The sequence below is a fragment of the Streptomyces flavochromogenes genome (assembly GCF_000717595.1).
Lineage (GTDB): Bacteria > Actinomycetota > Actinomycetes > Streptomycetales > Streptomycetaceae > Streptomyces > Streptomyces flavochromogenes.
Genome location: NZ_JNZO01000028.1, coordinates 13809 through 39454 on the forward strand (window position 1 = coordinate 13809; position 25646 = coordinate 39454).

Sequence of the window (25646 nt, forward strand, 5' to 3'; positions counted from 1 at the left end):
TCAGGCCGGTCCCGTGTGGAGGACGCGGAAACGTTCGGGCCCCGCCGGATCCCGGTCGACGACCTGGACGGGCGGCCACGCCCACTGCCACACGCCGATGCCCGGCGTGCGGGAGAACCGGATCCGCCCCCGGGTGCCCTCGACGTCGACGCGCGGCCAGGACCGCGCGACGCCCGCCCGGTCCGTGCCGTGGGAGCGCAGCAGGTCGGCGAGGACGGTGACGGTGTCGTAGCCCTCGAAGGCGACGAAGGAGGGCGCCTCGCCCAGCCGCTCGCGCAGGGCCGCCCCGACCCGGTCGCCGAGCGGGCCGAGGCGCTCGGGCAGGTAGCGCAGGAACGGGATCGCCGCGCCGTCCTCGCCGAGCGCCGTCGCCCACGAGCCGAACTCCGGCTGCCCGGCCGGAGCGCCGATCAGGATCTCGGCGAGGCGCCGGTCGCGGCGGACGGCCCGGACGAGCGGCACAGCCGGCTCGGGGTGGCCCACCAGGAGGAGGAGTGCGGTGGCCTGCCGGTCGACGAGGGCGTCGCACACCGCCGCGGGCGTGAGCTCGCCCATGTCGAGGGGGACGACCGTGCCGCCGCGGGCGGCGAGACGGTCCCGCAGAACGCGGGTCCCCGACGCCCAGTAGACGCTCGGCTGGGCGGCGACGGCGACACGACGGTGCCCCGCGGCGAGCAGGAAGTCCGCGTAGATCCGCCAGCCGTGGGACTGCGCGGGGGCGAGGCGCGCCACCCGCTCCGTCGGCTCGTCGGTGAGCGCGTCGAGGACGGCCGACGAGCAGAGGTACGGCAGGCCGAGGGCGTCGGCCCCGGCGGCGGCGGCGCGGGCGACGACGCTGTGATACTCGCCGGCCAGAGCGGCCACGCCGAGCCCGGCCAGTTCCTCCACCGCCGCCGCGGCCCGTCGCGGATCGGCCGCGGTGTCCCGGACCACCAGTTCGAGCGGCCTTCCGCCGCTCGCGCCCGCCACGGTGCCGCCGATCCCGCCGGCGTGGTTGACCTCGCGAACGGCCAGTTCGAGTCCGGCGAGCAGATGCCGGCCGGCCTCGACCCAGCCGGGCGGTGTCAGCGGAACGAGAGCGCCGATCCTGACGGACGATCCGTCGGTCCGCGCAGCTCCTGGCTTCGAGAACGGCGTACTCATACGGCGGCGTCTCCCGTCACCGGCGTGAGCACGGGGAAGGCGTGGTCCTGCCAGATCAGACGGGAGGCCTCCTCCGGGTAGGCGATGACGGCGGGGTGGGTGTCGAAGACCTGGACGAGCCGTTGTCCGGGGTCGTAGGCCGGCCAGCCGGGGTCGCCGTGGGCGGCGAAGGACGTCCAGGCGGCGCGCATCCGCGCCGACAGGGCCTCTGCCTCCGGGGACGGCTCCTCACCGATCAGCACGGCGGGCTGCCCGCGGTCCAGATTGCCGAAGACGAGGGGGACATCGAGGCCGTGGCAGGCACCGAAGGCGCCGCCCATGCCGGGGGCGGCCCACGTCAGCTCGTACACATGGGTGCGACCGCCGGCGGCCGCCCGGGACTCGGCGAGGCGGAGCGACGGCATGCGGAAGAGCCAGTCGGAGTGGACCAGTTCGTACAGCCCGTCCGGGTCCGCCGTCGGAAAGGCGTCGCGATACCGGCGCGCGCCGTCCGGGCCGGGAGCGAGGAAGCGGAGGGCGGCCGCCGCCTGCTCCTCGCTCACCTCTCCGAGCAGGCCGGTGACCGCGGTGAACAGGCGCTGCTCGTCGCGGGTGTGGCCGACGAGGAGCTCGACGTCACGGCCGGCGCCTTCGGACAGGGCCTGCCACGGTGTGGTGGGCAGGATGTCGCCGTCGACGACCGGAGCGAACGGGATCGTCCGGTACGCCGGCGCGCCCCAGCGGTCCGCCCACCGGTCCATCGTGGCGCTGAGCGCGTCGCCCGCGGCCGGCAGTTCGTACGGGGGGACGTCGGACAGGTCGGCCGTCGTGGGCCGCAGGCCCAGTTCGGCGGCGCAGGCCGTGGCGATGTCCGAGGCGAGCTCGGGGGAGAAGTACGTGCCCTGGACGCTCTGCGCGACTGCCCGGCGGAAGAGTCCGGCCGCCCGGTCCATCGCGAGCAGGGCGGCGACGGATCCCCCGCCCGCCGACTGGCCGAAGACCGTGACCCGGCCGGGGTCGCCGCCGAAGGACCGGATGTTGTCGCGCACCCATTCCAGGGCGGCGACCTGGTCGAGCAGCCCCCGGTTGGGCGGAGCCCCCTCGATGTGCCCGAAGCCCTCGATGCCGACGCGGTAGTTGAACGTCACCACGACCACGCCGCCGTCCCGGGCGAGGCGGCCGCCGTCGTACTCGGGAAGGCCGGACGTCCCGAAGACGTACGCGCCGCCCTGGATCCAGACCATGACCGGCAGCCCGGTGCCGGGGGTCGGCTCGGGCGACCAGACGTTGACCGTCAGCCAGTCGTCGCCCGGCGTGTCCCGCGCGAGGGCGTCCATGCCGAAATGCCCCGACTGCGGGGGTGGTGGCCCGTACGAGACGGCCTCCCGCACCCCGCTCCAGCTCCGGGCGGGCCGGGGCGCGGCGAAGCGCAGCGCGCCGACCGGGGCCTCGGCGAACGGGATGCCCCGGAAGACCGCCACACCCGCCTCATGCGTACCTCGGACCGCACCGGCCGCTGAGCGGACCTCGGGCCGGAAACCGGACGGCTGGGGCGGGCCGGACGGTTGGGACGGCCGGGGCGACGGGGTCGGCTCGTGCGGTGCGGGCGGGGTGACTGCCATCGCGACTTCTCCCGGACGGGTGAGCGGGCTCGTGACGAGCGGGGACCCTTCGCATGATCCGCCGGGGCCTGATGTCACGCCAGCCGTTTATGGACGACTCGGGTGGGCGGCGGGGTGCGGAGCCCGCGCAGAACGCCGGGGGCCGAGGGCTCTCGGTGCTCGGTCATGCGCCTGACAGGAATCTCCCCGGCGGGGACGGGAACCGGCCAAGGCGGCGGCCGTCACCCTCGGACGCCGCCGAACGGCAGCGCGCCCGGGGCGCCGACCCGCCGCATGGGTCATGAGCAGGGGCCGCCGGTAGGGTCACCGATCATGACTGTCGCTCGTTCCGTTGCCCTGTTCGTGGTGGCCGCCCTCTTCGAGATCGGCGGCGCCTGGCTCGTCTGGCAGGGCATCCGTGAGCACAAGGGCTGGGTCTGGATCGGCGCCGGAGTCATCGCCCTCGGCCTGTACGGGGTGGTGGCCACGTTCCAGTCCGACGACGACTTCGGCCGCATCCTCGCCGCGTACGGCGGGATCTTCGTGGCCGGGTCGATCGCCTGGGGCATGGTCGCCGACGGCTACCGCCCCGACCGTTACGACGTCGCCGGCGCGCTCATCTGCCTCGCCGGCATGGCCGTCATCATGTACGCGCCGCGCGGCGACTGATCTCCCGCGAAACCCTCGTCGGTTTCGTACGGGCCGGAGGGGGCGGGCTCCGGGACGCACGCCCGGTCCGCGCCCGGTACCGCGCCGGGCGCCGGGGTGACGGCCGGCCGCGTCAGGGATCCGCCAGGGATCTCGCTCCCGGCGTCAGGGGACCGTCAGCACCAGCGGCGCACGCCTCCCGCCGGGCTTCCCTTGTAGCCGACGAGCCGTGAAGAGGAAGGCGTGACCGGCAGTGCGAGGACGAGTCGTGGTCGGGACGAACGGATCCCTGGGGAGCCTGGCGGCCCTGCACGAGGCCGCGACTCAGGCCCGGGCGCGGGATGCGGAGCTGCTGGTCGTACTGGCCTGGCAACCGCCCGGCGGCGGCCCCGGCAACCGGGCCTCCTGCGGGCCCTCCGTACTCGCCGACTGCCGGGACGCGGCGGCCGCGCTGCTGCGGGAGACCCTCGAAGCCCTCGGCGCCTGCCGGCCGGGCGCGGCTCCGGTCGGGCGCATGGTCCGGGGCACTCCCGGTGTCGTCCTCGTCGACGCGATCAACGGCCCGGGCGACCTCCTTGTCGTCGGCACCGGCTCGCGCGGGCTGCTCCGGGTGCTGCGGCCGTCGGTAGCCCGCTACTGCCTGGCCCACGCCCCGTGCCCGGTTCTCGCGGTGCCGCCCAGCCCTCTCCAGGCGGACCTGGAGCATCTGCAGCGCCTCACGGACGTCGCGGTGGGCCGCGGCCTGTTCCTGGCGCAGGGGTCGGGGCGTGGTCCGGACGAGGACGAGTGAGCCCTCGTACGTGGGTCGTGTGCGCAGGTCGGCGAAGCGCTCGTCCAGGGCGCCGGACGTCAGGTCGTGGCGCAGGGTGCGGTCGAGTCTTTCGCGGACGCCGTCGTCGACGAAGCCCGGGCGGGGCGGGGAGGAAACCGGGCTCCGGTGCCCTCGCCGGGCCGCTGCCGCCGCAGGGTTCCTGCGCGCCGAACACCGCGGACAGCGCTCAGGACCCTCCTGGTCCGGTTGGCCCGGCGGCGAGAGCCACTCCGTCGCCGGGGCCGGTGTGAGCAGTGAATCAGTCGTCACCCCGGCGTGACGACTGGACACAGACACGGAAACAGGCCGAAGGCCGAGGTCGGTACAGTGGATCATCCAAGAGGGGATAGCGCTTCTGTGCTTCACATCTGCTGGGCTGCTGATGGTTTCAGGTTCGCTGGTGCGGAGGCACCGAGCGTCGTGTGCGAGGCGGTTCGGCGCGCGGAGCCTCCCTTCCGGTACGGACGATCGTGACGCAGGTCACAGAAGTGCCGACTGTTCCGTTTCCGGCTTCGCGAGGCGTGATGTCCATGACCCTGTCCATGCGCAATCAGTTCCCCGGCACGGTCACGTCCGTCACCGCCGGCGAGGCGATGGCGTCGGTGAAGGTGCGCCTGGCCGGTGGCCAGGACATCACCGCCGCGATCACCGCAGACGCCGTCGAGGACCTGGGTCTGCACGCCGACACCTCCGTCGTCGCGCTGATCAAGTCGCCCGAGATCTCCCTCGCTTCGGCCTGACCCCGCGCCTCGCGGAAGCGGGGGCGGGGTGAAGAGGGGAACGCGGTCCCGTCACAGCGGAACGATCGTCGCCTCCGTCGCCTTGACGCTCGTCCAGACGGACACCCCGTCGGCGAGGCCGAGTTCGGTCGCCGACTGCGGTGTGATCTCGGCGACCAGGTCGGGGGCCCGGTCCGAGGTGATCAGGATCCGGAGCCGGCTGCCGCTCGCCGTGATCTCGCGTACGGTGCCGGGCCAGACGTTACGAGGGCTGCCCGCGGGCTTCTCGCGGTGGACGGACACCGCCTCGGGCGCGACGATCGCGAGCGCGGGGGTGCCGGGCGGCGGCGGGTCGGTCGCGACCAGGTTTCCGCCGCCGTCCAGCGCGAGGCCCTCCGGGGTCGCCGTGCCCGGCCAGGCGTTGCGGCCGAGCATGCGGGCGACCCAGGGGGACCGGGGGTGCCGGGTGACTTCGACGGGGGCCGCGTCCTGGAGGGCCCGGCCCTCGTCGAGGACGAGGACGCGGTCGGCGAGCGAGACCGCTTCGACCGGGTCGTGGGTGACGATCAGACAGACGCCGCCGAAGCCGGTGAGGTGGGTGCGCAGGGTGTGGCGTACATGGGCACGGGTGGTCTGGTCGAGCGCGGCGAGCGGTTCGTCGAGGACGAGGAGCCGGGGCCTGGCGGCCAGCGCCCGGGCCAGGGCGACGCGCTGGGCCTGCCCGCCGGAGAGCTGGGTCGGCCTGCGATGGGCGAGAGGGCCGACGCCGAGCCGGTCGAGCCAGGTCTGGGCCTCGCGCCGGGCCTCGGCACGTCCGACGCCCTGGGCGCGGAGTCCGTACGCCGTGTTCGCGAGGGCGCTCATGTGCGGGAACAGCGCGCCGTCCTGGGGGACCCAGGCGACATGCCGTCGGTGCGGGGGCAGCGCGGTGACGTCCTCGTCGCCGAGCCGCAGACCGGCGTGGGCGCGGGGGGTGAGGCCGAGGAGGGCGCGGAGCAGCGTGGTCTTTCCGGCGCCGTTGGGGCCCACGACGGCGATGGTCGTGCCCGGGGCGGCGTCCAGGGTGAGTCGGGTGAAGCCGGTGACCTCGGCGTGCAGCGCCCAGCGTTCGGTGTCCTTCGGTGTGGCGGGTGCGGGAGGAGCCTGCGGGATCGGCGCCGGCTCCTCCCGCCCGGCCTCCGGGGCGGGGCGGGGACGACGGTCCGAGGGCGTCCCCGTCCACCGGCCGCGCAGGGCGATCAGGACGCCCATGGCGATGGCGAGGAGCAGGAGCGAGACGGAGGTGGCGGCCTCGGGCTCGTCCTGGAGCAGGAGGTAGACCTGCAGCGGCAGCGTCTGCGTCGTTCCCGGCAGGTTTCCGGCGAAGGTGATCGTGGCGCCGAACTCGCCCAGCGCCCGTGCCCAGGTGAGGGCCGCGCCCGCGATCAGGCCGGGCGCGACCATCGGCAGTGTGACCGTGAAGAAGACCCGTACCGGCGAGGCGCCGAGCGAGGCCGCCGTCTCCTCGTACCGCGGCCGCAGCCCGCCGAGCGCGCCTTCCAGGCTGATCACGAGGAACGGCATCGCGACGAACGTGGCCGCGATGACGGCCCCTGACGTGTGGAACGGGAAGACGACGCCGAAGGTGCTTTCGAGCCAGGGGCCGAGGAGCCCGCGTCGGCCGAAGGCGAGCAGCAGCGCCACACCGCCGACCGTCGGCGGCAGCACCATCGGCAGCAGGACGAGTGAGCGGACGAGGGCCTTGCCGGGGAACGGCACGCGGGCCAGCAGCCAGGCGAGCGGCACACCGAGCAGCAGGGAGAGCCCCAGCGCCCAGAACGACACGACGAGGGAGAGTTTCAGCGCCTCGACCGTGCCCGGTGAGCGGAGGTGGTCGGCGAGGGCGCCCCACTCCGTCCGGACGAGGATGCCGAGCAGCGGCAGGGTCAGGAAGGCCACGGCCAGGAGCGCGGGCAGCGCGAGGGCCAGGGGCGGCCGGGTGCCGGCCGTGCGTGCGTCTGCTCGTTTCATCGACGACCCCGAAGACATGAGGGAGGAGGGCTGCCCGTTCCCCCGGGACGGGCAGCCCTCACGATCTGGTGATCCCGGCCGGTCACGGCTTCTGGAAGCCGGCGTCCTGGAGGATCTTCCGGCCTTCGGGCGAGGAAAGCCAGGCGACGAACGCGGCGGCCGCCTCGGCGTTCTCGGAGTCCTTGATCGTGGCGGCCGGGTACTTCGCGATGGCGTTCTGGTCGTCGGGGATCTCGACGGCGTCGACCTTGTCCGCCGCGCTCGCGGCGTCCGTCTTGTAGACGAGGCCGGCGTCGGCCTCGCCGAGCTCGACCTTGCTGAGGACGGCGCGCACGTTGGGCTCCTGGGAGACCGGCTTCACCGTGACCTTCTGGGCGTCCAGGATCTGCTTGCTGTACTTGCCGGCCGGGACCTCGGGGGCGGCGAGGACGACCTTGAGCCTGGTGTCGGCCAGGTCCTTCAGGTCGTCGACCTTGAAGGGGTTGCCCTCGCCGGTGGCGATGACGAGCCGGTTCTTCGCGATGATCGCGGGGGTGCCGGTGTCGGCCTTCACCTTGTCCATGCTCTTGGTGTCGGCGGTGACCAGGACGTCGGCGGGCGAGCCCTGCGAGACCTGCGCGACGAGCTCCTGCGAGCCGGCGAAGGAGAAGGTGAGCTTCGTGCCCGGGTGGGACTTCTCGTACGCCGCACCGGCGGTCTTGAAGACGTCTGTGAGCGAGGCGGCGGCGAGCACGGTCAGGTTCGCCGCGGGCGCGCCGCTCGCGGAGCCGGTGGCGGAGGCCGAACCGGAGGGGCCGGCGGCGTCCGCCTTGGTGTCGTCGCTGTTCCCGCAGGCCGCGAGCGGCACCAGCAGGGCGGCGGTGAGCACTGCGGCGGCGGTACGACGTCTGGTGGGGGTGAGCGTGAGGGGCATGAGGGTCTGGACTCCTTGACGGGAACGGAAGGTGCGGTGGGAGGCGGCCGCGCCGACGGCCGAGAAGCTCGGTACTGCGTGAGGGATGGTCAGGTGCGATCGATGTGCACGCTGGTCGACTTCACGCGGGCGGTGGCCTGCATGCCGACTTCCAGTCCCAGTTCCTCCACGGCCTCACGGGTGAGGAGGGAGACGAGCCGGTGCGGACCGGCCTGGATCGTGACCTGGGCCGCGACGTCGCCGAGCCTGATCGCCGTGACGATCCCCGGGAACGCGTTGCGCGCCGAGGTGTACGACGCGTCGTCGTCGTCGCCCTGCGCGATCTCCGCGGAGAACTCCGCGAGCGACTTCCCGTCGATGACGCGCCGACCGCTCTCGTCGCGGTGGGTCGCAACCCTGCCCGCGTCCGCCAAGCGCCGTGCCGTGTCCGGGCTGACGCCCAGCAGACGAGCGGCCTGCCCGATCGTGTAGGACTGCATATGCGACACCGTAGGCCGAGTCTGATCTCATCTGCAACAACTTCGTGGGACTCTCCATCGCGAATGAGAGGTGGGTTGGAGGAAGTGACGACAGTGGCCGACGGTGTCACCTGCTGATACGCGGGTCCCAGGCCTCGGTCCTCGCCCGGCGGTCGAGGGCGAGCCAGACGCGGTCGCGGGTGACGGGCAGCTCGGTGAAACGGATACCCGTGGCGTCCCGCAGGGCGTTGGCGAAGGCCGGGGCGACCGGGTTGAACGGGCTCTCGCTCATGGACTTCGCCCCGAGCGGGCCGATCGCGTCGGACGTCTCCGTGAGGTGGACTCGGCGGTGCCGACGGCGATGTCGTACGTGCCGTCCTCGAGCAGCGACACGCGGGCGTCGGCGTAGTGGCCACCGGGCGGTCCGGTGGCGATCATCGCCATCGCGGTGCCCTGGTCGGAGCTGAACACCGCGCTGTCGGAGGCCCGTTACGCCCTCGCGGCGGCCCGCACCACGACACGTTCGGCTCCACCGGTCGCCGGGCTCAGTGACCTCGACGGCCTCGCCCTGCTGCTGGGCGGCGTCCCCGAGGCGGTACGGGAGGTCTACCGCCGGACGGCCCTCGGACCCCTGCTGGACGGCGGGCGGTCGGGGGGCATGCTCCTGGAGACCCTGGAGGTCTTCCTGGCGCACGACTGTTCCTGGACACGCACCGCCGAGGCCCTGCACATCCACGTCAACACGGTCCACTACCGCGTCGAACGCATCGAGACCCTCACCGGCCGGGACCTGTCCCGCCTCGACGACCGGGTGGACCTGAGCGCCGCCCTCCTCTGCCGCTGACCCGCGGCCGTCACGGCAGGTCGATGTGCACGCTGGTCGACTTCACCCGCGCCGTCACCGTCACCCCGACGTCGAGCCCCAGCTCCTCGACGGCCTCCCGGGTCACCAGGGACACCAGCCGGTGGGGCCCGGACTGCACCTCCACCTGCGCGGCCACGTCGTCGATCCGCACCCCGGTGACGATCCCCACGAAGGAGTTCCGCACCGAGGTCGACACCTCGTCCTCGGGGACGGCGTGCAGCCCGGCCCCGCGCTCCTGGGCGAAGCGCGCGAGCCCCACCCCGTCGATCACCCGGTTGCCCGAGCTGTCCCGGTCCATGCGCGGACGACCGCCGTCCGCCCACCGGCGCACGGTCTCCGAACTCACTCCGAGCAGCCGTGCGGCCTGCCCGATGCTGTACGACGGCACCCCCGCACTCCAGGTCACGCCGGACAGTCCCGTCGGGCAGCGCATGCGGGTCGTCCTTGTTCCCCCTCCCGAGACCAGCCGTGGGCCGGCCGACTAGGTTCGGGGCATGACGACACCCCTCATCGGCAGTGCCTTCGACTCGCTCCGCCTCGACTCCGTGCCCGACCAGGAGGCGCTGCGCCAGGTCTACGCACTCCCCAACGACACGGCCGTGCGGAAGCAGATGACAGAACTCACCGAGAAGGCACGCCAGTTGATCGGACTGTCCTCACTGGTCCTGGTCGCAAGCGCGGACGCGGAGGGCAACTGCGACGTTTCCCCGCGCGGCGGCCCCGCCGGGTTCGTCACCGTCCTCGACGCGCGGACGGTGGCGATACCGGACGCGACGGGCAACAAGCGTCTGGACACCCTGCAGAACGTCATCGCGACGGGACGGGCCGGGCTGCTGTTCGTCATCCCGGGGCGCACCACGACGCTCAGGGTGAACGGTCGGGCCTGTGTCTCCACCCGTCCGGACCTGCTCTCGCAGCTGACCGCGGTGGGCAAGCCGCCGGCCAGCGCGCTGGTGGTGGGGATCGAGGAGGTGTATCCGCACTGCCCCAAGTCGCTTCTGCGCAGCGGGGCCTGGAAGCCGGAGCAGTGGCTGTCGGCGGACGCGCAGCCGACCTCGGCCGAGGTGACACTGGCCCAGCTGCGGATGCCGGAGCTGACGATCGCCGACATCGAGCAGGCGGAGGCGGACTCGCTGAAGTACCGCTACGAGTGACGGGAAAGCGCTCCTTCGCCCGCCTGGTCGCACGGCCGGCCCCCGCCGCAGCCCGTTGCCCCGGTCACGGGTGCCTCGTGCCGTCTGCCTGCGCTTCACGGGGGTCGTCGGCAGGCGGGTCGCCCGCCCGCAGTTCCCGCCGCAGTGCGCGCAGCGCGGTCCGTTCCTCTGCGCGGCGCCGCAGCCAGGCGCGCCGTCGCCTGCGCGTCATGACGAGGAGAGGCTCGCCGTCGCCCGCGGGCCGGTGCTCCAGTTCCGTGAGGGAGACCTGGAGGTCGGCGGTGCCGGGGACGGCGAGTTCGACGAGCCGGGCCATGCGGGTCTCGGTGTTCACCCTGCCGCTGACGGCGGGGGTGCGCAGCGCGGCGACCAGGCTGCCGAGGTAGCTGCCCGGCGGGGTGCCGTCAGGGACCGCGAGGGAGAAGCGGACCGTGGCGCGGCTCTTCGGCCGCACGGTGGCGGTGGCGGCGGAGTCCGGCCTCAGCCAGGCCCCGACCCCGCCCATCCTCTGGCCCTCTTGCGCGGGGGCCGGGCCGCCACCGGCCGCGTGGGTGACGTCGGCTCCGTAGACGTGGAAGGCCCGGGCCTCGTCGCTCTCGTTGTAGATGACCGCGGAGTCCTCGATCCGGGCGCCGGCCTTCAGCGCGTACCCGAAGTGCCCGCCGGTCAGCGTCGTCAGACCGTAGAGCCCGGCCTGCACGCCGAACGGCGCGCCCGCGGCGGATTCCGGTGGAGTGGGCGGGTGACGGGTGTACCGGCCCGTGCGTCGGTCGGTGATGTCGGTATCCGGCGTCACCGACCGACGCTGCGCGCGTGGACCGGCGTGACGTTCTTCTCCAGGGTTTCGGAGTGTTCGGGAGCCGCGAGAATGTGGTGCCGGGGTGTACGCGGGTCAGAGGGCGGCGAGGTACTCCTCGCCCTTCTCCGTGATCCGCATGGCGTTGTCGACCACTGAGCGGTTGGCGAGGCCGTCACGATGCAGGCCCTTGAAGTGCGCCGTGATGTCACGGGAAAGGATGGCGTCGCCGAGTTTGTCGGTCAGCCAGGTGACGTCGCTGGTCTTCAGCGCGAGTACGCCCAGATCCTTCGCCAGCTTGATCGCCCATAGGAGCCGGTCGCGCTTGAGCCTGACCTGCTGGTAAGGCGGCCCGCCGTCGATGGACGCCGGGAGTTGATCGATCCCGGAGAAGTCGTCGGGAACGGCGAGCATGCGCGGCTTCCGCCGGGCGTTTGTGCGGGTGGTGGTCGTGGACGCAGATGATGTGCGGGTGCGCTTGCTCCGGTGACTTGCGTAGCCGTCTTCGAGGAGGTTCAGCAGGGAGTCCGAGAGGTAGTAGGACCCCCGCTCCGTCCCCTCGTGGATCCAGCCGGCCCGCACGGCCTTGTCGAACTCCCGCGAGAAATGCGTGGGGATGCGTTCACGCGCCCGCTCGAAGAGTCTTCGAAGATCCTGATGGCCGAATGTCTCACGGCCTTCCACCAGCGTCAGGTAGGCGGCGAAGGCGGTGATCTTCTCCGGGACGGTCTTGGCGCCGGAGGCGTCGAGTGCGCGGCGGGGACTCTCCGGCAGTGACTGCCGCGTCGGCCGACCGCGGGAAGGCAGCTCGCGGACGCCCTCTTCTCTCGCCAGGGCGGGCTCGGGGGGCGAACCGGGCGGCTCGGGGCCAGGAGTGGCGTGGATCAGACCCGTGGGTGCCTGGACGATGGCGATGACGTGTGCGCCTTGGGCCACATTGATGTCCTGTTCGAACGTGATGCGTCCCGTGAGTGCCAAATGGACTTCATTGCTCATTTCGGTCATATAGAAAGGGTATCTCGCGGGGGTTGTCTGGCACAGGTCTGCCCAGAGCCGTGCGACAGGGGCTCTCGGTGGTCTGCGACCCGGTCTCCGTGGTCTCTGTGTGTAGCCCGCCGTGCTCGACGAGAGCGGAACCTGGTGAGCGCCTTCGTCCGCGGCAGCTGCGCCGCACTCGAACGGCACGGTCCCTGGATGACGGATGTCGCCGAGTTCGAGCGCGCGCCGGCGGCGCGACGCCCGGTAGCACCCTTCGAATGGCCTGCTCGCACGGAGCGCGGCCAGCGGTGCCCGCGCCGGGCGTCGCCCTTTGGAGAGGCGGAGCCCCTGATGTCGATCGACCCTCACCCGCGCAAGACCCCCGGATGCTCCGCGGGGGTTTCGGGGACGCCGTCCCCTGTTTGCCCAACGCTGAATGGATCAAGAGGCTGGGTGGGTTGCTACAGCCAGTCCTTCTTCTTGAAGACCACGTACAGGCTCGTGCACACCACCGCCATCAGCACCACCGCGAACGGATACCCGCCCGCCCAGTGCAGCTCCGGCATGTTGTCGAAGTTCATTCCGTAGATGGTTCCCACCAGCGTGGGTGCGAACAGAATCGCCGCCCACGAGGAGATCTTCTTGATCTCCTCGTTCTGCTCGAATCCGGCCTCCGCCAACGCCCGCATCTCCGCGTTCTGTTGCTGGGTGACCAGGGTCGCGTTGACCGTGAGGATGTCCGTGAGTGCCTGGCGGAAGCCGTCGACGCGCTCGCTGGTGTGGGTGACGTGGTCCGCCACGTCGCGCAGGTAGCGCTGGAGTTCCTCGTCCGTGCCGTACTTGGCGAAGCCCGCCATCAGGCCGTGCAGCATGCCGACCAGCGGGCGGGTGGCGCGCTGGAACTCGACCATTTCCCGGGAGAGTTCGTAGATGCGGCGGGAGACCGCCGGGTCGCCGCCGAAGACCTCCGTCTCGATCTCGTCGATGTCGTTCTGGACGCCCGCCACCACCGGCGCGTAGCCGTCGACCACCGCGTCGAGGATCGCGTACAGGACCGCCTCCGGGCCCAGGGCGAGCAGCTCCGGGTCCTTCTCCATGCGGCGGCGGACCGTGGAGAGGTCCGGTGCCGCGCCGTGGCGGACCGTGATCAGGAAGTCCGGGCCCACGAAGATGTGGAGCTCGCCGAACTCGACCTCCTCCTGCGCGTCCAGGTAGCGGGCCGCCCGGAGGACCACGAAGAGTGTGTCGCCGTACCTCTCCAGCTTGGGGCGCTGATGCGCCTCCATCGCGTCCTCGACGGCCAGTTCGTGCAGGTCGAACTCGGCTGCCAGGGAGTGGAGTTCCTCCTCGGTCGGGCGTTGGAGACCGATCCACGCCATGCCGTCGGGGTGCTCGCGCAGTTGTCGGAAGGTCTCCGCGAGCGTCGCCGGCGAGGAGACGCGACGGCCGTCCCGGTACAGACTCGCCTGCACCACGCTCCGCCGCTCCTCCGCCGCCTCCGGGGAGGCGGCGGCGGGCGGCTCCGCCTGGGGGCGGCGCCATGCCTGGCGTGGGCGACGGTCGGACATCTCGTGCACCTCCTGAGTCTCCGGGAAGGATATATGGGGTTGGTTTCGGGTGAATGATGAGGGATTGGCGTCGGTGTTCCCCCACGTCGCGGTGGCGCCGCTAGCGCCTTGCGGACCGTATCTGTCCGCAAGTCCGGGTAGCGTGCCGATCATGGCCCTCAAGACGACCCACCCCGTGCTCGGTGTCCGCGCCCTGAACCGTGCCACCCTCGACCGCCAGCTGCTTCTCCGCCCCGCCTCCCTGGGCGTCACGGAGGCCGTCGAGCACCTTCTCGGGCTCCAGGCGCAGAACACCAAGCCGCCGTACTACGCGCTCGCCGCCCGCCTCGAAGGATTCCGGCCCGAGCAGCTGTCCGCGCTCATGGAGTCCCGTGACGTCGCCCGCATCGTCACCATGCGCTCCACGGTGCACACCCACACCGCTCGTGACGCGGTCGCCCTGCGCGGGCTCGTCCAGCCCGGGGCCATCGACCGCGAGCTCGCCGTCTTCGTCTCCCGCGGCGGTCTCGACGGCGTCGATCTCGACCGGCTCGCCGAGATCGCCCGTGCGCTCGTCGCCGAGCGGCCCCGCACGCCCAAGGAGCTGCGCGAGGAGCTGCTTCCCCAGTGGCCCGACGCCGACCCGCCGTCGCTCTCCGTCGCCGCCCGCTGTCTCCTGCCACTGGTCCAGGTCACCCCGCGCGGCCTCTGGGGGCGTGGCGGCCAGGTCGCGCTCACCACGACCGACCAGTGGTTCGGCGACCCCGCCGACGGCGCCGCCGATCTCGACGAGACCGTGCTCCGCTACCTCGGGGCCTTCGGGCCCGCCTCCGTCAAGGACATGCAGACCTGGTGCGGCCTGACCCGACTCGGTGAGGCGTTCGAGCGGCTGCGGCCCCGGCTCCTCGTCTTCCAGGACGAGCGCGGCACCGAGCTCTTCGACCTGCCGGACGCGTCCCGCCCCGACGAGGACACCCCGGCCCCGCCCCGGTTCCTCCCCGAGTTCGACAACCTGCTGCTGTCGCACGCCAACCGCAGCCGTGTCATGCCCGCCGAGCACAAGGGCCGCACCTGGACCGGCAACCAGGCCCACCGCGTCTTCCTCCTCGACGGCTTCCTCGCCGGGCTCTGGCACCTCGACGAGGGCAAGGACCGCATCACCCTCACCGTCGAGCCCTTCGCGCACGTGACGCGCGCCCAGCGCGCCGAGCTCACCGCCGAGGCCGAGCGGACCCTCCGGCTCATGACGCCTTCGGACATCCCGTACGAGATCGTCCATGCGGAGTGACGGCGGAGACGGCCGGGTGACACGGGAGGAAGCCGTGGCCGGCGCCCTCGCCGCGGCCGGCTGGTACCCGGGGCGCGACATCGGCGCGCGGCTGCCCGAGCTCCTGGCGTTCGTCATCGACCGGTTCGCCGAGGAAGGCCATCCGGTCGAACCGTTCCGTGCCGCTCGGGACTTCGTCCGGGAGTTCGGTGGAGTGCGCCTGGAGATTCCGGGAACTCCGCCGATCGCCGTCGGGTTCACCCCGCACTGGATCTACGACGAGAGCGCCGAGGACGTCGCCGAGCTCGCCGGGAACCTGGGCAGGAGGCTGTTTCCCGTCGGATACGAGACGTTCGACGGGGCGATGGTCCTCGTCGACGCCACCGCGCGCTTCTTCCTCCTGCACCACACCGGTCCCTATTTCCTGGGTCTGACCGCGCACGAGGCCGTCGGCTGTCTGCTGTACGGGCCCCAGCGGGAAGCACGGGACTTCTTCCGGTGACGTGCCCGGCCGTGGCCGTCACCGAGGCGCCCTACGGCAGCGCCCCCGCCCTCCGCGCCGCCACCACCGCCTCCAGGCGGGTGTGCGCGCCCAGCTTGCGCATCGCCGAGCGCAGGTAGCCCTTGACCGTCTCCGGGCGCAGGCCGAGACGGCTCGCCGCCGCCGCGTTCGTCGCGCCCGAGGCCACCGCCGCGAGGACGTCCGTCTCCCGGGGGGTCAGCGCCACTCCCGGCAGGTCGCGAGGTGTCCCCGAGGCCGTCTCCAGGCGGCCGCAGACCGCGAGCAGGCGTTCCCGCAGTTCCGGGTCCGGGACCTGCGGGGCCAGTTCGCGCAGCTCCCCGTAGGCCTGGCGGACCTCCTCCCAGGACGGCCCCGGGGCCGGAGCGGTGTCGAGGCGGCCGACCTCGTCCCGTACGGCCAGGGCCTGCTCCACATCGCGGGCCGCCGCGACCGCCGCGTCGAAGACCCGCTCGCCGATCGGCAGGGCGTCGCGCAGCGCCCCGTACAGGACACCGCGCACCTTGCGGCGTACGACGACGGGCACCGCGATCACCGAGCGCAGCCCCTCCGCCGCGACCGGGCCGTCGTACTCGTGGGTGATGTGCCGGGCCGAGGGGTAGTCCGTGACCGCGCACGGCCGTGACAGGGCCAGGCACTTGCCGCCGAGGCCCGAGCCGGTGGAGATCGCCAGGCCGTGCAGCGCGGGTGTCACCGCCCCGCAGGTCTCGCCGATCCGCATCGGCCGCCCGTCCTGGAGCAGCCCGCCGAAGACCACGGGCAGTCCGCTGGCCCGGCGCAGCCGCAGCAGCGCCGCGCGCAGCTCGGCCGTTTCCATCCGCTCGGGCACGGGACCACTCCTTCACCCCCGAACGGGGGTAGTGAGACCTGGGTCACTGATTACACGATGTCCGAGGCGTGTCCCGCAATGAGGAGGACGTATGACGGCACAGAGCGCGACCAGTGCGACGGAGAGGTTCCGGGCGGCCCGGGACTTCCTGCTTCAGCACCGCGAGGACTACGAGACGGCCTACGAGGGATTCGTCTGGCCCCGGTCCGACCGGTTCAACTGGGCGCTCGAATGGTTCGACGTCATCGCCGAGGGCAACGCCCGGACCGCGCTCCACATCGTGGAGGAGGACGGATCCGAGACGAAGGTGTCCTTCGCCGACATGTCCGCGCGCTCCAACCGCGTCGCGAACTGGCTGCGCGCCCAGGGCGTCCGCGCCGGCGACCGGATCATCGTGATGCTGGGCAACCAGGCCGAGCTGTGGGAGACCGTGCTCGCCGCCATGAAGCTGCGCGCCGTCGTCATCCCGGCCACCCCGCTCCTCGGCCCCGCCGACCTCCGCGACCGCGTGGACCGGGGCCGCGCCCGGCATGTCGTCGTGCGCGCCGAGGACACCGCCAAGTTCGACGACGTCCCGGGGGAGTACACCCGGATCGCGGTCGGCGGGGACGGGGTGAGCTGGCTGGGGTACGAGGATGCCGTCCGCGAGTCCGAGGTGTTCGAGCCCGAGGGCGTCACCCTCGCCGAGGACACCCTCATGCTGTACTTCACGTCCGGCACGACGGCCCGTCCCAAGCTGGTCGAGCACACCCACACCTCGTACCCGGTCGGGCACCTGTCGACGATGTACTGGATCGGCCTCAAGCCCGGCGACGTCCACCTCAACATCTCCTCGCCGGGCTGGGCCAAGCACGCCTGGTCCAACCTCTTCGCCCCGTGGAACGCCGAGGCGACCGTCTTCATCCACAACTACACGCGCTTCGACCCGGCCCGGCTGATGAACGAGATGGAGCGCAACGGCGTCACCAGCTTCTGCGCCCCGCCGACCGTGTGGCGGATGCTGATCCAGTCCGACCTCGGCCGGCTGAAGGCCCCGCCGCGCGAGGTCGTCGCCGCCGGCGAACCGCTGAACCCCGAGGTCATCGAGTCCGTGCGGCGCGCCTGGGGCGTCACCATCCGAGACGGCTTCGGCCAGACCGAGACCGCCGTCCAGGTCTCCAACAGTCCCGGCCAACGCCTCAAGGAGGGCTCCATGGGGCGCCCGAGCCCCGGCTTCCGGGTCACCCTCGTCGACCCGGTGAGCGGCCAGGCGGACGTGGAGGAGGGCGAGATCTGTCTCGACCTGTCCGCCAACCCGGTGGGCCTGATGACCGGCTACCACGGCGATCCGGAGCGTACGGCGGAGGCCATGGCCGGCGGCTACTACCGCACCGGCGACATCGGTTCGAGGGACGCCGAGGGGTACATCACCTACATCGGACGCGCCGACGACGTCTTCAAGGCCTCCGACTACAAGATCAGCCCCTTCGAGCTGGAGAGCGCGCTCCTGGAGCACGAGGCCGTCGCCGAGGCCGCCGTCGTCCCCGCACCGGATCCGCTGCGGCTCGCCGTCCCCAAGGCGTACGTCGTCCTCGCGGCCGGCTGGGAGCCCGACGCGGAGACCGCGAAGGTCCTCTTCGCCCACTCGCGCGCGGTCCTCGCCCCGTACAAGCGGGTCCGGCGCATCGAGTTCGCCGAGCTGCCCAAGACCGTCTCCGGCAAGATCCGGCGGGTGGAACTGCGCCGGCTGACCGCCGAGGGCGGCGGCAGGGAATTCGTGGAAGGGGACCTGGCATGACACCGTCCGGAACCGTAGAGACCACCGCACTCTCCTACGCCCATGGGGTGTCGGAGACTCCGCTCCTCGGCGACACCATCGGTGCCAACCTGGACCGGGCCGTCGCCGCCTGGCCGGAGCGGGAGGCACTCGTCGACGTGCCCACCGGACGCCGCTGGACGTACGCCCGATTCGGCGCCGACGTCGACCGGCTGGCCGGTTCCCTGCTCGGCAGCGGGGTGCGGAAGGGCGACCGGGTCGGCATCTGGGCGGTCAACTGCGCCGAGTGGGTCCTCGTGCAGTACGCCACCGCCCGGATCGGCGCGGTCATGGTCAACATCAACCCCGCGTACCGTTCCCACGAGTTGGCGTACGTCCTCGACCAGGCCGGGATCACCCTGCTCTTCGCCTCACTCGCGCACAAGACGAGCGACTACCGGGCGATGGTCGATGAAGTGCGCTCCGAATGCCCGGAGTTGCGCGAGACGGTCTACTTCGGCGACCCGGGCTGGGACGCGTTCCTCGCCCGTACGCCGGGAGATCTGCGCCCCGAGCCGCTCTCCTGCGACGAGCCGGTGAACATCCAGTACACCTCGGGGACCACGGGCTTCCCCAAGGGGGCCACGCTCTCCCACCACAACATCCTCAACAACGGCTACTTCGTGGGCGAGATGATCGCCTACTCCGAGCAGGACCGCATCTGCATCCCGGTGCCCTTCTACCACTGCTTCGGCATGGTCATGGGAAACCTGGCCGCCACCTCTCACGGCGCCTGCATGGTGATCCCCGCGCCCTCCTTCGACCCGGCCGCCACCCTCCGGGCCGTGCAGGAGGAGCGCTGCACCTCGCTCTACGGGGTGCCCACGATGTTCATCGCCGAGCTGAATCTCCCCGACTTCGCCGCCTACGACCTGTCGAGCCTGCGCACCGGGATCATGGCCGGCTCGCCGTGCCCGGTGGAGGTGATGAAGCGGGTCGTCGCCGAGATGAACATGGCGGAGGTGTCGATCTGTTACGGCATGACCGAGACCTCGCCGGTCTCTACCCAGACCCGCCGCGACGACGACCTGGAGCGCCGCACGGGCACGGTCGGACGGGTCATGCCGCACGTCGAGGTGAAGGTCGTCGACCCGGCGACGGGCCTCACCGTCGAGCGCGGCGCCGCGGGCGAACTCTGCACCCGTGGCTACAGCGTGATGCTCGGCTACTGGGACGAACCGGAGAAGACCGCGGAGGCGATCGACCCCGGCCGCTGGATGCACACCGGCGACCTGGCGGTGATCCGCGACGACGGCTACGTCCAGATCGTCGGCCGCATCAAGGACATGATCATCCGGGGCGGCGAGAACGTGTACCCGCGCGAGATCGAGGAGTTCCTCTACGGGTACGAGAAGATCGCCGACGTCCAGGTCGTGGGCGTGCCCGACGAGCGCTACGGCGAGGAGATCCTCGCCTGCGTCATCCCCCGCGACCCGGCCGATCCGCCCACCCTGGAGGAGGTCACCGCCTTCTGCCGCGACCGGCTCGCCCACTACAAGATCCCGCGCCGGGTGGAGATCCTCACCGAGTTCCCGATGACGGTGAGCGGGAAGGTGCGGAAGGTGGAACTACGGCAGCGGTACGGCGAACCGGGCGGCGCTCCCTAGGACCTCGGGCGAGCCGGGCGGCGCTGCCCTGGGCCCGGGCGAGCCGGGCGGCGATGCCCGGGAACCTCCTAGCCCCGCTGCCGGGCCTCCCGGGCCTCCTCCCGCGCCTCCGGGACGCCCAGGTCCGCCGGGGCGTGCCGCACCTCCCGGCGCATGCACACCCGGGGCCAGACGGAGAGGCCGTGGGCCGCCTCCGCGCGGCTGATGGCACGCAGGCCCTCCGTCAGCGCCGGATCGGAGTCGGTCAGCGGACGGAAACCGAGCCGCGCGTAGTACGGCGCGTTCCACGGCACCTCGGTGAACGTCGTCAGGGTCAGCGCCGCCAGGCCCTGATCCCTCGCGGCCGCCGCCAGATGCTCGATCAGCACCCGGCCGACACCCCGGCGGGCGGCGTCCGGATGCACCGACACCTGCTCGATGTGGGCGGATCCGTCGATCGTGTCGGTCAGCAGATACGCGACCGGGCGATCGGCGGCGTCCGCCGCCACCCACGCCCGGCCCGCGCGGCGATAGGACTCCAGGACGTCCAGGGGCAGGGGGTCGTCGTCGGCGATCGCCGCCATGCCGAGGGTGCGGAACGGCTCGCCCGCCGCCCGTTCGATGTCCTGGAGCAGCGGGAGTTCGGCCGGAGCGGCCGCTCTGATGCGCATACGACAGTATGGCGCGGCCTCACCCCGCGCCGTCGCCCGGAACCGGACCACGCTCCTGCGGCGGCCGGTTCCGGTCCACCTCACCGGGCCGGTCGAGCAGCCCGCCGTCCCGCGAGAAGTGGGGCAGGAACAGCGCGAGCGCCGGATCGCCGTACAGCGCCACGTACAGCTGGACGAGCCACCCGTCCGTCACCTCGCGCCGATGCGCCGGCAGCGGGTACCGGTCCCGGAGCCCGGCGAGGAGCCGCCGCGCCGCCCGGGTCGCCGGCGGCAGCCGCAGCAGCACCACCGCCGCGAGCAGGACGGGCAGGGCCCCGGCCACCAGCGCCCCGGCCAGACCGGTACCGGTCGCCCCCGTCGCGTACGCCCCCGCCGCCACCGTCAGCGGTACGCAGCCGAGCAGCGCCCTGGCCGCCCACAACCGCGCCGGCGGCTGCAGCAGCCCCGCCCCGCGCAGCTCGCGGCGCAGCACGTCCACCGCCCGCCGCGCCTCGGGGCGCAGCGCCAGATCACGCAACGCGAACGCCCGGTGGAGCGCCCCGTGCACCCCCAGCTGGACGGGGTCCCGGGTGCGGCCGGGGCCGCCGTTGGCCCGAATCGTATGTTTGCGGCCCGCCGCGACCGCGCCGCGCTGGTGCAGTGCCACCAGCGCCACGGTGACGGCCGCCCGCCGTCCGCCCCGCAGCAGCGCCAGGGCCTGCGGTGGCGGCACGTCGTCCGGACGCGGCCCTTCGCTTTCCTTGCTGCGGGTTCGCAACAACGCGACGGCGAGCAGCAGTTGCCCGCAGGCCGCTCCTATGAACCACCACATCCCCGTCGGCATGACGCCCACCCCCCGAAGGTGTTGTGCCCGGGTGAGCGTGATCGTCACGCGTGAATGGCCGGTTTCGGATGCCGAGGTGTCGTGGGCGCCACGCCACCGGTGCCCGGCCCGTCGACGGCGGCCGTGGACGCGCTCGGGCGGCGCCCGCGGACGGCACCCTCAGGGAGTGCCCGAGGCCAGGTCGTCGGCGGCGCCGTTCACCGGCTGCGGGGTGCCGGTCAGATCGAGGACGAAGAGCGGAAGGCCGATCTCGGCGGCCCGCGAACGGGCGTCCGGGGTGTAGCCGGCGAGCGAGAAGAACACGCTCACGGAGGAGGCGCTCAGTCCGTTCAGCCAGAGGCACTCGACGGCCCGGAGGCCGGTGGGCCGGGTGCTCGGGTCGACCTGCGCGACGAGCCCCGGCGCCCGCAGGTCCACCCCGGACGCGGGGCGCTCCTCGGGCTGGACCACGTCCCGGAACCCCAGCCAGCGCAGGTACCCGGCGGCCGCGGCGACGGCGTCCCGCGCGGTCCGGATCGTCAGCGGGCGGAAGTCTCCCCGCACCGGAGCCGGACGCGGTGCGGTGGGCGGCAGGGGTATGTGGGAGGGGTAGCGCTCGGCGAAGGCGCGGGGGGCGCCGGGCCGGGGCGGGTGCGCGGGGTGACGGTGGGCGGCGGATCCGGGTGAGGCCCCGGGGGCGTCGGGTGCGGGACCGGGTGCGGCTCCGGGGACGTCGGGGTCCGTATGCGAGGCGCCGGGTCCCGGACCGAACCACGCCGATCCGGGTTCGGCCGGCTGCGCGTGCTCCGTACCGGGCGAGGCGTCCGCCCGGGGCGGGCAGGGCCCGTCCGCGGCGAAAGGACCGACCGGGCCGGAGGAACCGATCGGACCGGACGGGCCGGATGCACCGGACGGAGCGGACCCGGGCGAAGGAGGTGAGGACGAGGCCCGGCCGTCGCCGGCCGCTCCCGGCCCGGCAGCGGCCGTGCCCGTGCCCGTACCCGAACCCGAACCCGTACCCCTGCCCGCACCCGGACGCGTACCCGAATCCGTGCCCGTGCCCGCACCCGGACGCGTACCCGAGTCCGTGCCCGATCGGTCGGCGTCCGCTTCCGGCCACGGTCCCGCGGCTCCTCCGGAGCCCTCCGCGGGCCCGCCGGCCGTCCGGGTCCCCGACTCCACCGCCCGTACCGCTATCCGCAGGACCGTCCCGCACGCGCAGCCCATCTCCGGGTGCGGCCAGTCGTCCTCGCGGCCGCAGGCTCCGCAGCGGACGGTGACCCACTCGTCCGTCCAGTTCCGGTGCGTGATGGGTTCCGCCGCCGCGTCCGCCGTCAGGGGAGGCGCCACCGGGCTTCCGCACGCGCAGGGGAAGACGGGTGCCGCGTACGCCTGCGTGCGCAGGCATTCCGGGCAGCGCACCGGTACCGAATCGCCCACAACCAACCCCCTGTCGCTCCGCCCCATCGTCCACCCATCGGACGCCTCGGGGGGAGGTGTTCGGCCACTTCCGTGATCCCGCCGGTCGGACTTCTCTTGACGGCTCTCCGGGGCCCGACCTACATTGCTTCCGTATAGCAGAACAGTATTTCCGCATTACGGAAACAAGTCACTCCGGGCTTCCGAGCCGACCGGTGGGCTTGGATCCGCCCGGCCGAAGCAGGAGCACTCCCATGCCTCGTATGACCGCCGCCGCAGCGGCCGTTGAGATCCTCAAGCGCGAAGGCGTCACCACCGCGTTCGGCGTGCCCGGCGCGGCGATCAACCCCTTCTACCGCGAGCTCAAGAACGTCGGCGGCATCGGCCACACGCTGGCCCGCCACGTCGAGGGCGCGTCCCACATGGCCGAGGGCTACACCCGTGCCAAGGCCGGCAACATCGGCGTCTGCATCGGTACCTCCGGCCCGGCCGGCACCGACATGATCACCGGCCTGTACTCGGCGATCGCCGACTCGATCCCGATCCTGTGCATCACCGGCCAGGCCCCGGTCTCCAAGCTCCACAAGGAGGACTTCCAGGCCGTCGACATCGCCGCCATCGCCAAGCCGGTGACCAAGGCCGCGACGACCGTCCTGGAGGCCGCACAGGTCCCCGGCGTCTTCCAGCAGGCCTTCCACCTGATGCGCTCCGGCCGTCCCGGCCCGGTCCTCATCGACCTCCCGATCGACGTCCAGCTGACCGAGATCGAGTTCGACCCGGAGACGTACGAGCCGCTGCCGGTCTACAAGCCGACCGCGACCCGCGCACAGGCCGAGAAGGCGCTGAACTTCCTCCTGGAGTCCGAGCGCCCGCTGATCGTCGCCGGTGGCGGCATCATCAACGCCGACGCCTCCGACCTGCTCGTCGAGTTCGCCGAGCTGACCAACATCCCGGTCATCTCCACCCTGATGGGCTGGGGCACCATCCCGGACGACCACGAGCTGGCCGCCGGCATGGTCGGTGTCCAGACCGCGCACCGTTACGGCAACGCGACCTTCCTGGAGTCGGACTTCGTCCTCGGCATCGGCAACCGCTGGGCCAACCGCCACACCGGCTACAACATGGACGCGTACACCAAGGGCCGGAAGTTCGTCCACGTCGACATCGAGCCCACCCAGATCGGCAAGATCTTCGCCCCGGACTTCGGCATCGCCTCCGACGCCAAGGCCGCGCTCGAACTCTTCGTGGAGATCGCCAAGGAGCTCAAGGCCGCGGGCAGGCTCCCGGACTTCTCCGCCTGGGCCGCCTCCGCGCAGGAGCGCAAGGCGACCCTCCAGCGCCGTACGCACTTCGACAACATCCCCCTGAAGCCGCAGCGCGTCTACGAGGAGATGAACAAGGCCTTCGGCCCGGAGACCCGCTACGTCACCACCATCGGTCTCTCCCAGATCGCCGCGGCCCAGTTCCTGCACGTCTACAAGCCGCGCAACTGGATCAACTGCGGCCAGGCCGGCCCGCTCGGCTGGACCATCCCGGCCGCCATCGGTGCCGCCACCGCGGACCCGGAGACCCCGATCGTCGCCCTCTCCGGCGACTACGACTTCCAGTTCATGATCGAGGAGCTGGCGGTCGCCGCCCAGCACAAGGTCCCGTACGTCCACGTCCTGGTGAACAACGCCTACCTGGGCCTGATCCGCCAGGCGCAGGGCAACCTGGGCATCAACTTCGAGGTCAACCTCGAGTTCGAGAACATCAACACCCCGGAGATCGGCGTCTACGGCGTCGACCACGTCAAGGTCGCCGAGGGCCTGGGCGTCAAGGCGATCCGCGTCACCGACCCCGACAAGCTGGGCGAGGCGTTCGAGGAGGCCAAGAAGCTGGCCGTCGAGCACCGGGTCCCGGTCGTCGTCGAGGCCATCCTGGAGCGCATCACCAACATCGCGATGAGCAAGACGGTCGACATGAGCGATGTCACCGAGTTCGAGGAGCTGGCCACCGAGCCCGGCCACGCGCCGACCGCGATCAAGGCCCTCAAGGTCTGATCGTCCCCCTCGTCAGAGGGACCGACCCCCGCCCCGAGGAGCACCGGGGCGGGGGTCTCCCTGTGCCGCCACGAGTACCGCGCCCGCCTCCGTCCACTCGTACAGCACCGACCGGCCCGCCCGTCCCCGCCGTACGAGCCCGGCGTCGAGCAGCACCTTCAGATGCCGCCCCACCGATCCGAGTCCCTGACCGGTGAGCGCCACCAACTGGCTCGTGGACATGGGCGATTCGAGCCTGACGAGGACCCCGGCGCGCGCCGGGCCGAGCAGCGCTCCGAGCGCCCGGGGTGCGACGGGGCCCGGCTGGTCCGCCAGGGCGCCCGCGCACGGGTAGACCACCGCGAACCGTTCCGTGCCCTCCCAGGAGACCCAGCCCGTGCCGGGGGTCACCGGGACGAACAGCAGACGGCCGCCCTCGACCGAACGCGGCGGATACGCGCGGGGGTTGACCTGGAGCCGCCCGTCGCCCAGCCAGCGCATCCTCCCCGGAGACAGCTCGTCGAATGCCGCCGCCCAGCCGTCCCGGGCCAACCGGGCCGTCCGCGCGACCACGTCCGCCTCCAGGATCCGGCGACGGCGCGGCCAGTCGGGCAGCACCGTCTCCCGCCACACCCACTCCAGGACCTCCGCCATGCGCCGCGGAAGCTCCGCCGCCGACCGCAGCGGCTCCGGTACGGGGCCACCGACCGCGACCTCCAACTGGGGCACAGCGGAAGCGGGTTCGGCCTCACGGACCGCCGCGACCTCCTCCTCGAAGGTCCGCTCGCGGTCACCCGTCGGCGTCGGCGTCAGGAAGTCGGCGTTCCAGGTGGGGCCGAGGGCCGCCCGTACGAGCAGCGAGTCGAGCGGCTCGGCGGCGAGGCGCGACCGGTAAGCGGGCAGGTGGGCGGCCAGCCAGGCGCGCTCGCCCGGATGGGCGCCGGACCCGTGGCCGCCGGCCGCCGCGTGGAGGGTCTTGAGGGCCGCGATCGTCTCGGCGAGCGGGGAGACGACGAATCTGCTCCCGGCGAGGGAGTCCGTACCGATCTGCCACCAGCCCATGCCGCGCGCCCCCGTCGTTTCGCCACTCCGCGAAACACTATCGAGGCCGTCG

At 72.5% G+C, this 25646-nt stretch carries 23 protein-coding genes and 3 pseudogenes; 11 read left to right on the top strand and 15 right to left on the bottom strand.

The window, feature by feature from the left end:
- On the bottom strand, positions 1 to 1143 hold the full coding sequence (locus IF00_RS0131040) for an ABC transporter substrate-binding protein (protein WP_030323793.1): 1143 nt from the start codon (positions 1141 to 1143) through the stop codon (positions 1 to 3).
- A complete protein-coding gene (locus tag IF00_RS0131045; protein ID WP_078944915.1) occupies positions 1140 to 2744 on the bottom strand; it encodes a carboxylesterase/lipase family protein in 1605 nt (534 codons plus the stop codon). The genes IF00_RS0131040 and IF00_RS0131045 overlap by 4 nt, the downstream gene beginning before the upstream one ends.
- 312 nt (positions 2745 to 3056) lie before the next feature.
- On the opposite strand from IF00_RS0131045, the gene IF00_RS0131050 reads away from it, so the two are divergent.
- The 3 genes and pseudogenes from IF00_RS0131050 to IF00_RS0131060 all read left to right on the top strand — a co-directional run.
- Positions 3057 to 3392, top strand: a complete 336-nt coding sequence (locus tag IF00_RS0131050; protein WP_030323795.1) for a YnfA family protein — start codon at positions 3057 to 3059, stop codon at positions 3390 to 3392.
- Between the two features lie 247 nt (positions 3393 to 3639).
- Positions 3640 to 4161, top strand: coding sequence for a universal stress protein (locus IF00_RS0131055; RefSeq protein WP_245234683.1), 522 nt, complete (start codon positions 3640 to 3642; stop codon positions 4159 to 4161).
- Positions 4162 to 4712: 551 nt separating this feature from the next.
- A pseudogene (locus tag IF00_RS0131060) lies at positions 4713 to 4916 on the top strand (TOBE domain-containing protein); the annotation flags it as partial.
- 57 nt (positions 4917 to 4973) lie between these two features.
- Here the strand turns inward: IF00_RS0131060 and IF00_RS0131065 are convergent.
- The 4 genes and pseudogenes from IF00_RS0131065 to IF00_RS44175 all read right to left on the bottom strand — a co-directional run.
- A complete protein-coding gene (locus tag IF00_RS0131065; RefSeq protein ID WP_030323802.1) occupies positions 4974 to 6911 on the bottom strand; it encodes an ABC transporter permease in 1938 nt (645 codons plus the stop codon).
- A gap of 82 nt (positions 6912 to 6993) precedes the next feature.
- A complete protein-coding gene (modA, locus tag IF00_RS0131070) occupies positions 6994 to 7824 on the bottom strand; it encodes a molybdate ABC transporter substrate-binding protein (protein ID WP_030323803.1) in 831 nt (276 codons plus the stop codon).
- Positions 7825 to 7913: 89 nt separating this feature from the next.
- Positions 7914 to 8303, bottom strand: coding sequence for a TOBE domain-containing protein (locus tag IF00_RS0131075; RefSeq protein WP_030323805.1), 390 nt, complete (start codon positions 8301 to 8303; stop codon positions 7914 to 7916).
- Between the two features lie 106 nt (positions 8304 to 8409).
- A pseudogene (locus tag IF00_RS44175) lies at positions 8410 to 8625 on the bottom strand (hypothetical protein); the annotation flags it as partial.
- Between the two features lie 84 nt (positions 8626 to 8709).
- Here IF00_RS44175 and IF00_RS0131085 point away from each other — a divergent pair.
- Positions 8710 to 9126 (top strand): PucR family transcriptional regulator, encoded by a 417-nt coding sequence (locus IF00_RS0131085; RefSeq protein WP_063740702.1) that lies wholly within the window; start codon positions 8710 to 8712, stop codon positions 9124 to 9126.
- Between the two features lie 10 nt (positions 9127 to 9136).
- On the opposite strand, the gene IF00_RS0131090 is transcribed toward IF00_RS0131085, so the two are convergent.
- Entirely contained in the window at positions 9137 to 9535 is a 399-nt protein-coding gene (locus tag IF00_RS0131090) for a TOBE domain-containing protein (RefSeq protein WP_030323809.1), read from the bottom strand.
- Between the two features lie 106 nt (positions 9536 to 9641).
- Here IF00_RS0131090 and IF00_RS0131095 point away from each other — a divergent pair, with 106 nt between their 5' ends.
- On the top strand, positions 9642 to 10301 hold the full coding sequence (locus IF00_RS0131095; RefSeq protein WP_030323811.1) for an MSMEG_1061 family FMN-dependent PPOX-type flavoprotein: 660 nt from the start codon (positions 9642 to 9644) through the stop codon (positions 10299 to 10301).
- Positions 10302 to 10365: 64 nt separating this feature from the next.
- Here IF00_RS0131095 and IF00_RS0131100 read toward each other — a convergent pair whose 3' ends face one another.
- Positions 10366 to 11097 carry a hypothetical protein gene (locus IF00_RS0131100; protein WP_030323813.1) on the bottom strand — a complete coding sequence of 244 codons (732 nt, stop codon included), beginning with the start codon at positions 11095 to 11097 and terminating at the stop codon, positions 10366 to 10368.
- 96 nt (positions 11098 to 11193) lie between these two features.
- Positions 11194 to 12093 (bottom strand): hypothetical protein, encoded by a 900-nt coding sequence (locus IF00_RS0131105; protein ID WP_158710536.1) that lies wholly within the window; start codon positions 12091 to 12093, stop codon positions 11194 to 11196.
- On the opposite strand from IF00_RS0131105, the pseudogene IF00_RS48115 reads away from it, so the two are divergent.
- Positions 12076 to 12279 (top strand): annotated as a pseudogene (locus IF00_RS48115) (hypothetical protein); the annotation flags it as partial. The gene IF00_RS0131105 and the pseudogene IF00_RS48115 overlap by 18 nt on opposite strands.
- A 257-nt stretch (positions 12280 to 12536) precedes the next feature.
- On the opposite strand, the gene IF00_RS0131110 reads toward IF00_RS48115, so the two are convergent.
- Entirely contained in the window at positions 12537 to 13643 is a 1107-nt protein-coding gene (locus tag IF00_RS0131110) for a magnesium and cobalt transport protein CorA (protein ID WP_030323817.1), read from the bottom strand.
- 151 nt (positions 13644 to 13794) lie between these two features.
- Here IF00_RS0131110 and IF00_RS0131115 point away from each other — a divergent pair, with 151 nt between their 5' ends.
- Both IF00_RS0131115 and IF00_RS0131120 read left to right on the top strand, forming a co-directional pair.
- The gene (locus IF00_RS0131115; protein WP_037639429.1) at positions 13795 to 14910 is read left to right on the top strand and encodes a winged helix DNA-binding domain-containing protein; all 1116 of its coding nucleotides are present in this window, start codon (positions 13795 to 13797) and stop codon (positions 14908 to 14910) included.
- Between the two features lie 16 nt (positions 14911 to 14926).
- Positions 14927 to 15391 (top strand): SUKH-3 domain-containing protein, encoded by a 465-nt coding sequence (locus IF00_RS0131120; RefSeq protein ID WP_030323821.1) that lies wholly within the window; start codon positions 14927 to 14929, stop codon positions 15389 to 15391.
- A gap of 31 nt (positions 15392 to 15422) precedes the next feature.
- Here IF00_RS0131120 and IF00_RS0131125 read toward each other — a convergent pair whose 3' ends face one another.
- The gene (locus IF00_RS0131125) at positions 15423 to 16238 is read right to left on the bottom strand and encodes a helix-turn-helix transcriptional regulator (protein ID WP_030323823.1); all 816 of its coding nucleotides are present in this window, start codon (positions 16236 to 16238) and stop codon (positions 15423 to 15425) included.
- A gap of 91 nt (positions 16239 to 16329) precedes the next feature.
- Between IF00_RS0131125 and IF00_RS0131130 the strand changes: the two genes are divergently transcribed.
- Complete coding sequence (locus IF00_RS0131130; RefSeq protein ID WP_030323824.1) at positions 16330 to 18015, top strand: AMP-binding protein; 1686 nt, start codon at positions 16330 to 16332, stop codon at positions 18013 to 18015.
- On the top strand, positions 18012 to 19640 hold the full coding sequence (locus IF00_RS0131135) for an AMP-binding protein (protein WP_030323826.1): 1629 nt from the start codon (positions 18012 to 18014) through the stop codon (positions 19638 to 19640). Before IF00_RS0131130 ends, IF00_RS0131135 begins: the two co-directional genes overlap by 4 nt.
- A 68-nt stretch (positions 19641 to 19708) precedes the next feature.
- On the opposite strand, the gene IF00_RS0131140 is transcribed toward IF00_RS0131135, so the two are convergent.
- The 3 genes from IF00_RS0131140 to IF00_RS48120 form a co-directional block, all read right to left on the bottom strand.
- Positions 19709 to 20290, bottom strand: coding sequence for a GNAT family N-acetyltransferase (locus IF00_RS0131140; RefSeq protein ID WP_245234684.1), 582 nt, complete (start codon positions 20288 to 20290; stop codon positions 19709 to 19711).
- A 19-nt stretch (positions 20291 to 20309) separates the two neighbouring features.
- Entirely contained in the window at positions 20310 to 21113 is an 804-nt protein-coding gene (locus IF00_RS0131145; RefSeq protein WP_030323829.1) for a TIGR04222 domain-containing membrane protein, read from the bottom strand.
- Between the two features lie 159 nt (positions 21114 to 21272).
- Positions 21273 to 22442: a hypothetical protein gene (locus IF00_RS48120; protein ID WP_425338350.1), complete on the bottom strand. Its 1170-nt coding sequence runs from the start codon at positions 22440 to 22442 to the stop codon at positions 21273 to 21275.
- 323 nt (positions 22443 to 22765) lie between these two features.
- On the opposite strand from IF00_RS48120, the gene gcl reads away from it, so the two are divergent.
- Entirely contained in the window at positions 22766 to 24553 is a 1788-nt protein-coding gene (gene gcl / locus IF00_RS0131160) for a glyoxylate carboligase (RefSeq protein WP_078944918.1), read from the top strand.
- A gap of 12 nt (positions 24554 to 24565) precedes the next feature.
- On the opposite strand, the gene IF00_RS0131165 is transcribed toward gcl, so the two are convergent.
- Positions 24566 to 25594, bottom strand: a complete 1029-nt coding sequence (locus IF00_RS0131165; RefSeq protein ID WP_030323833.1) for an ArsR/SmtB family transcription factor — start codon at positions 25592 to 25594, stop codon at positions 24566 to 24568.
- Between the last annotated feature and the right edge of the window lie 52 nt (positions 25595 to 25646).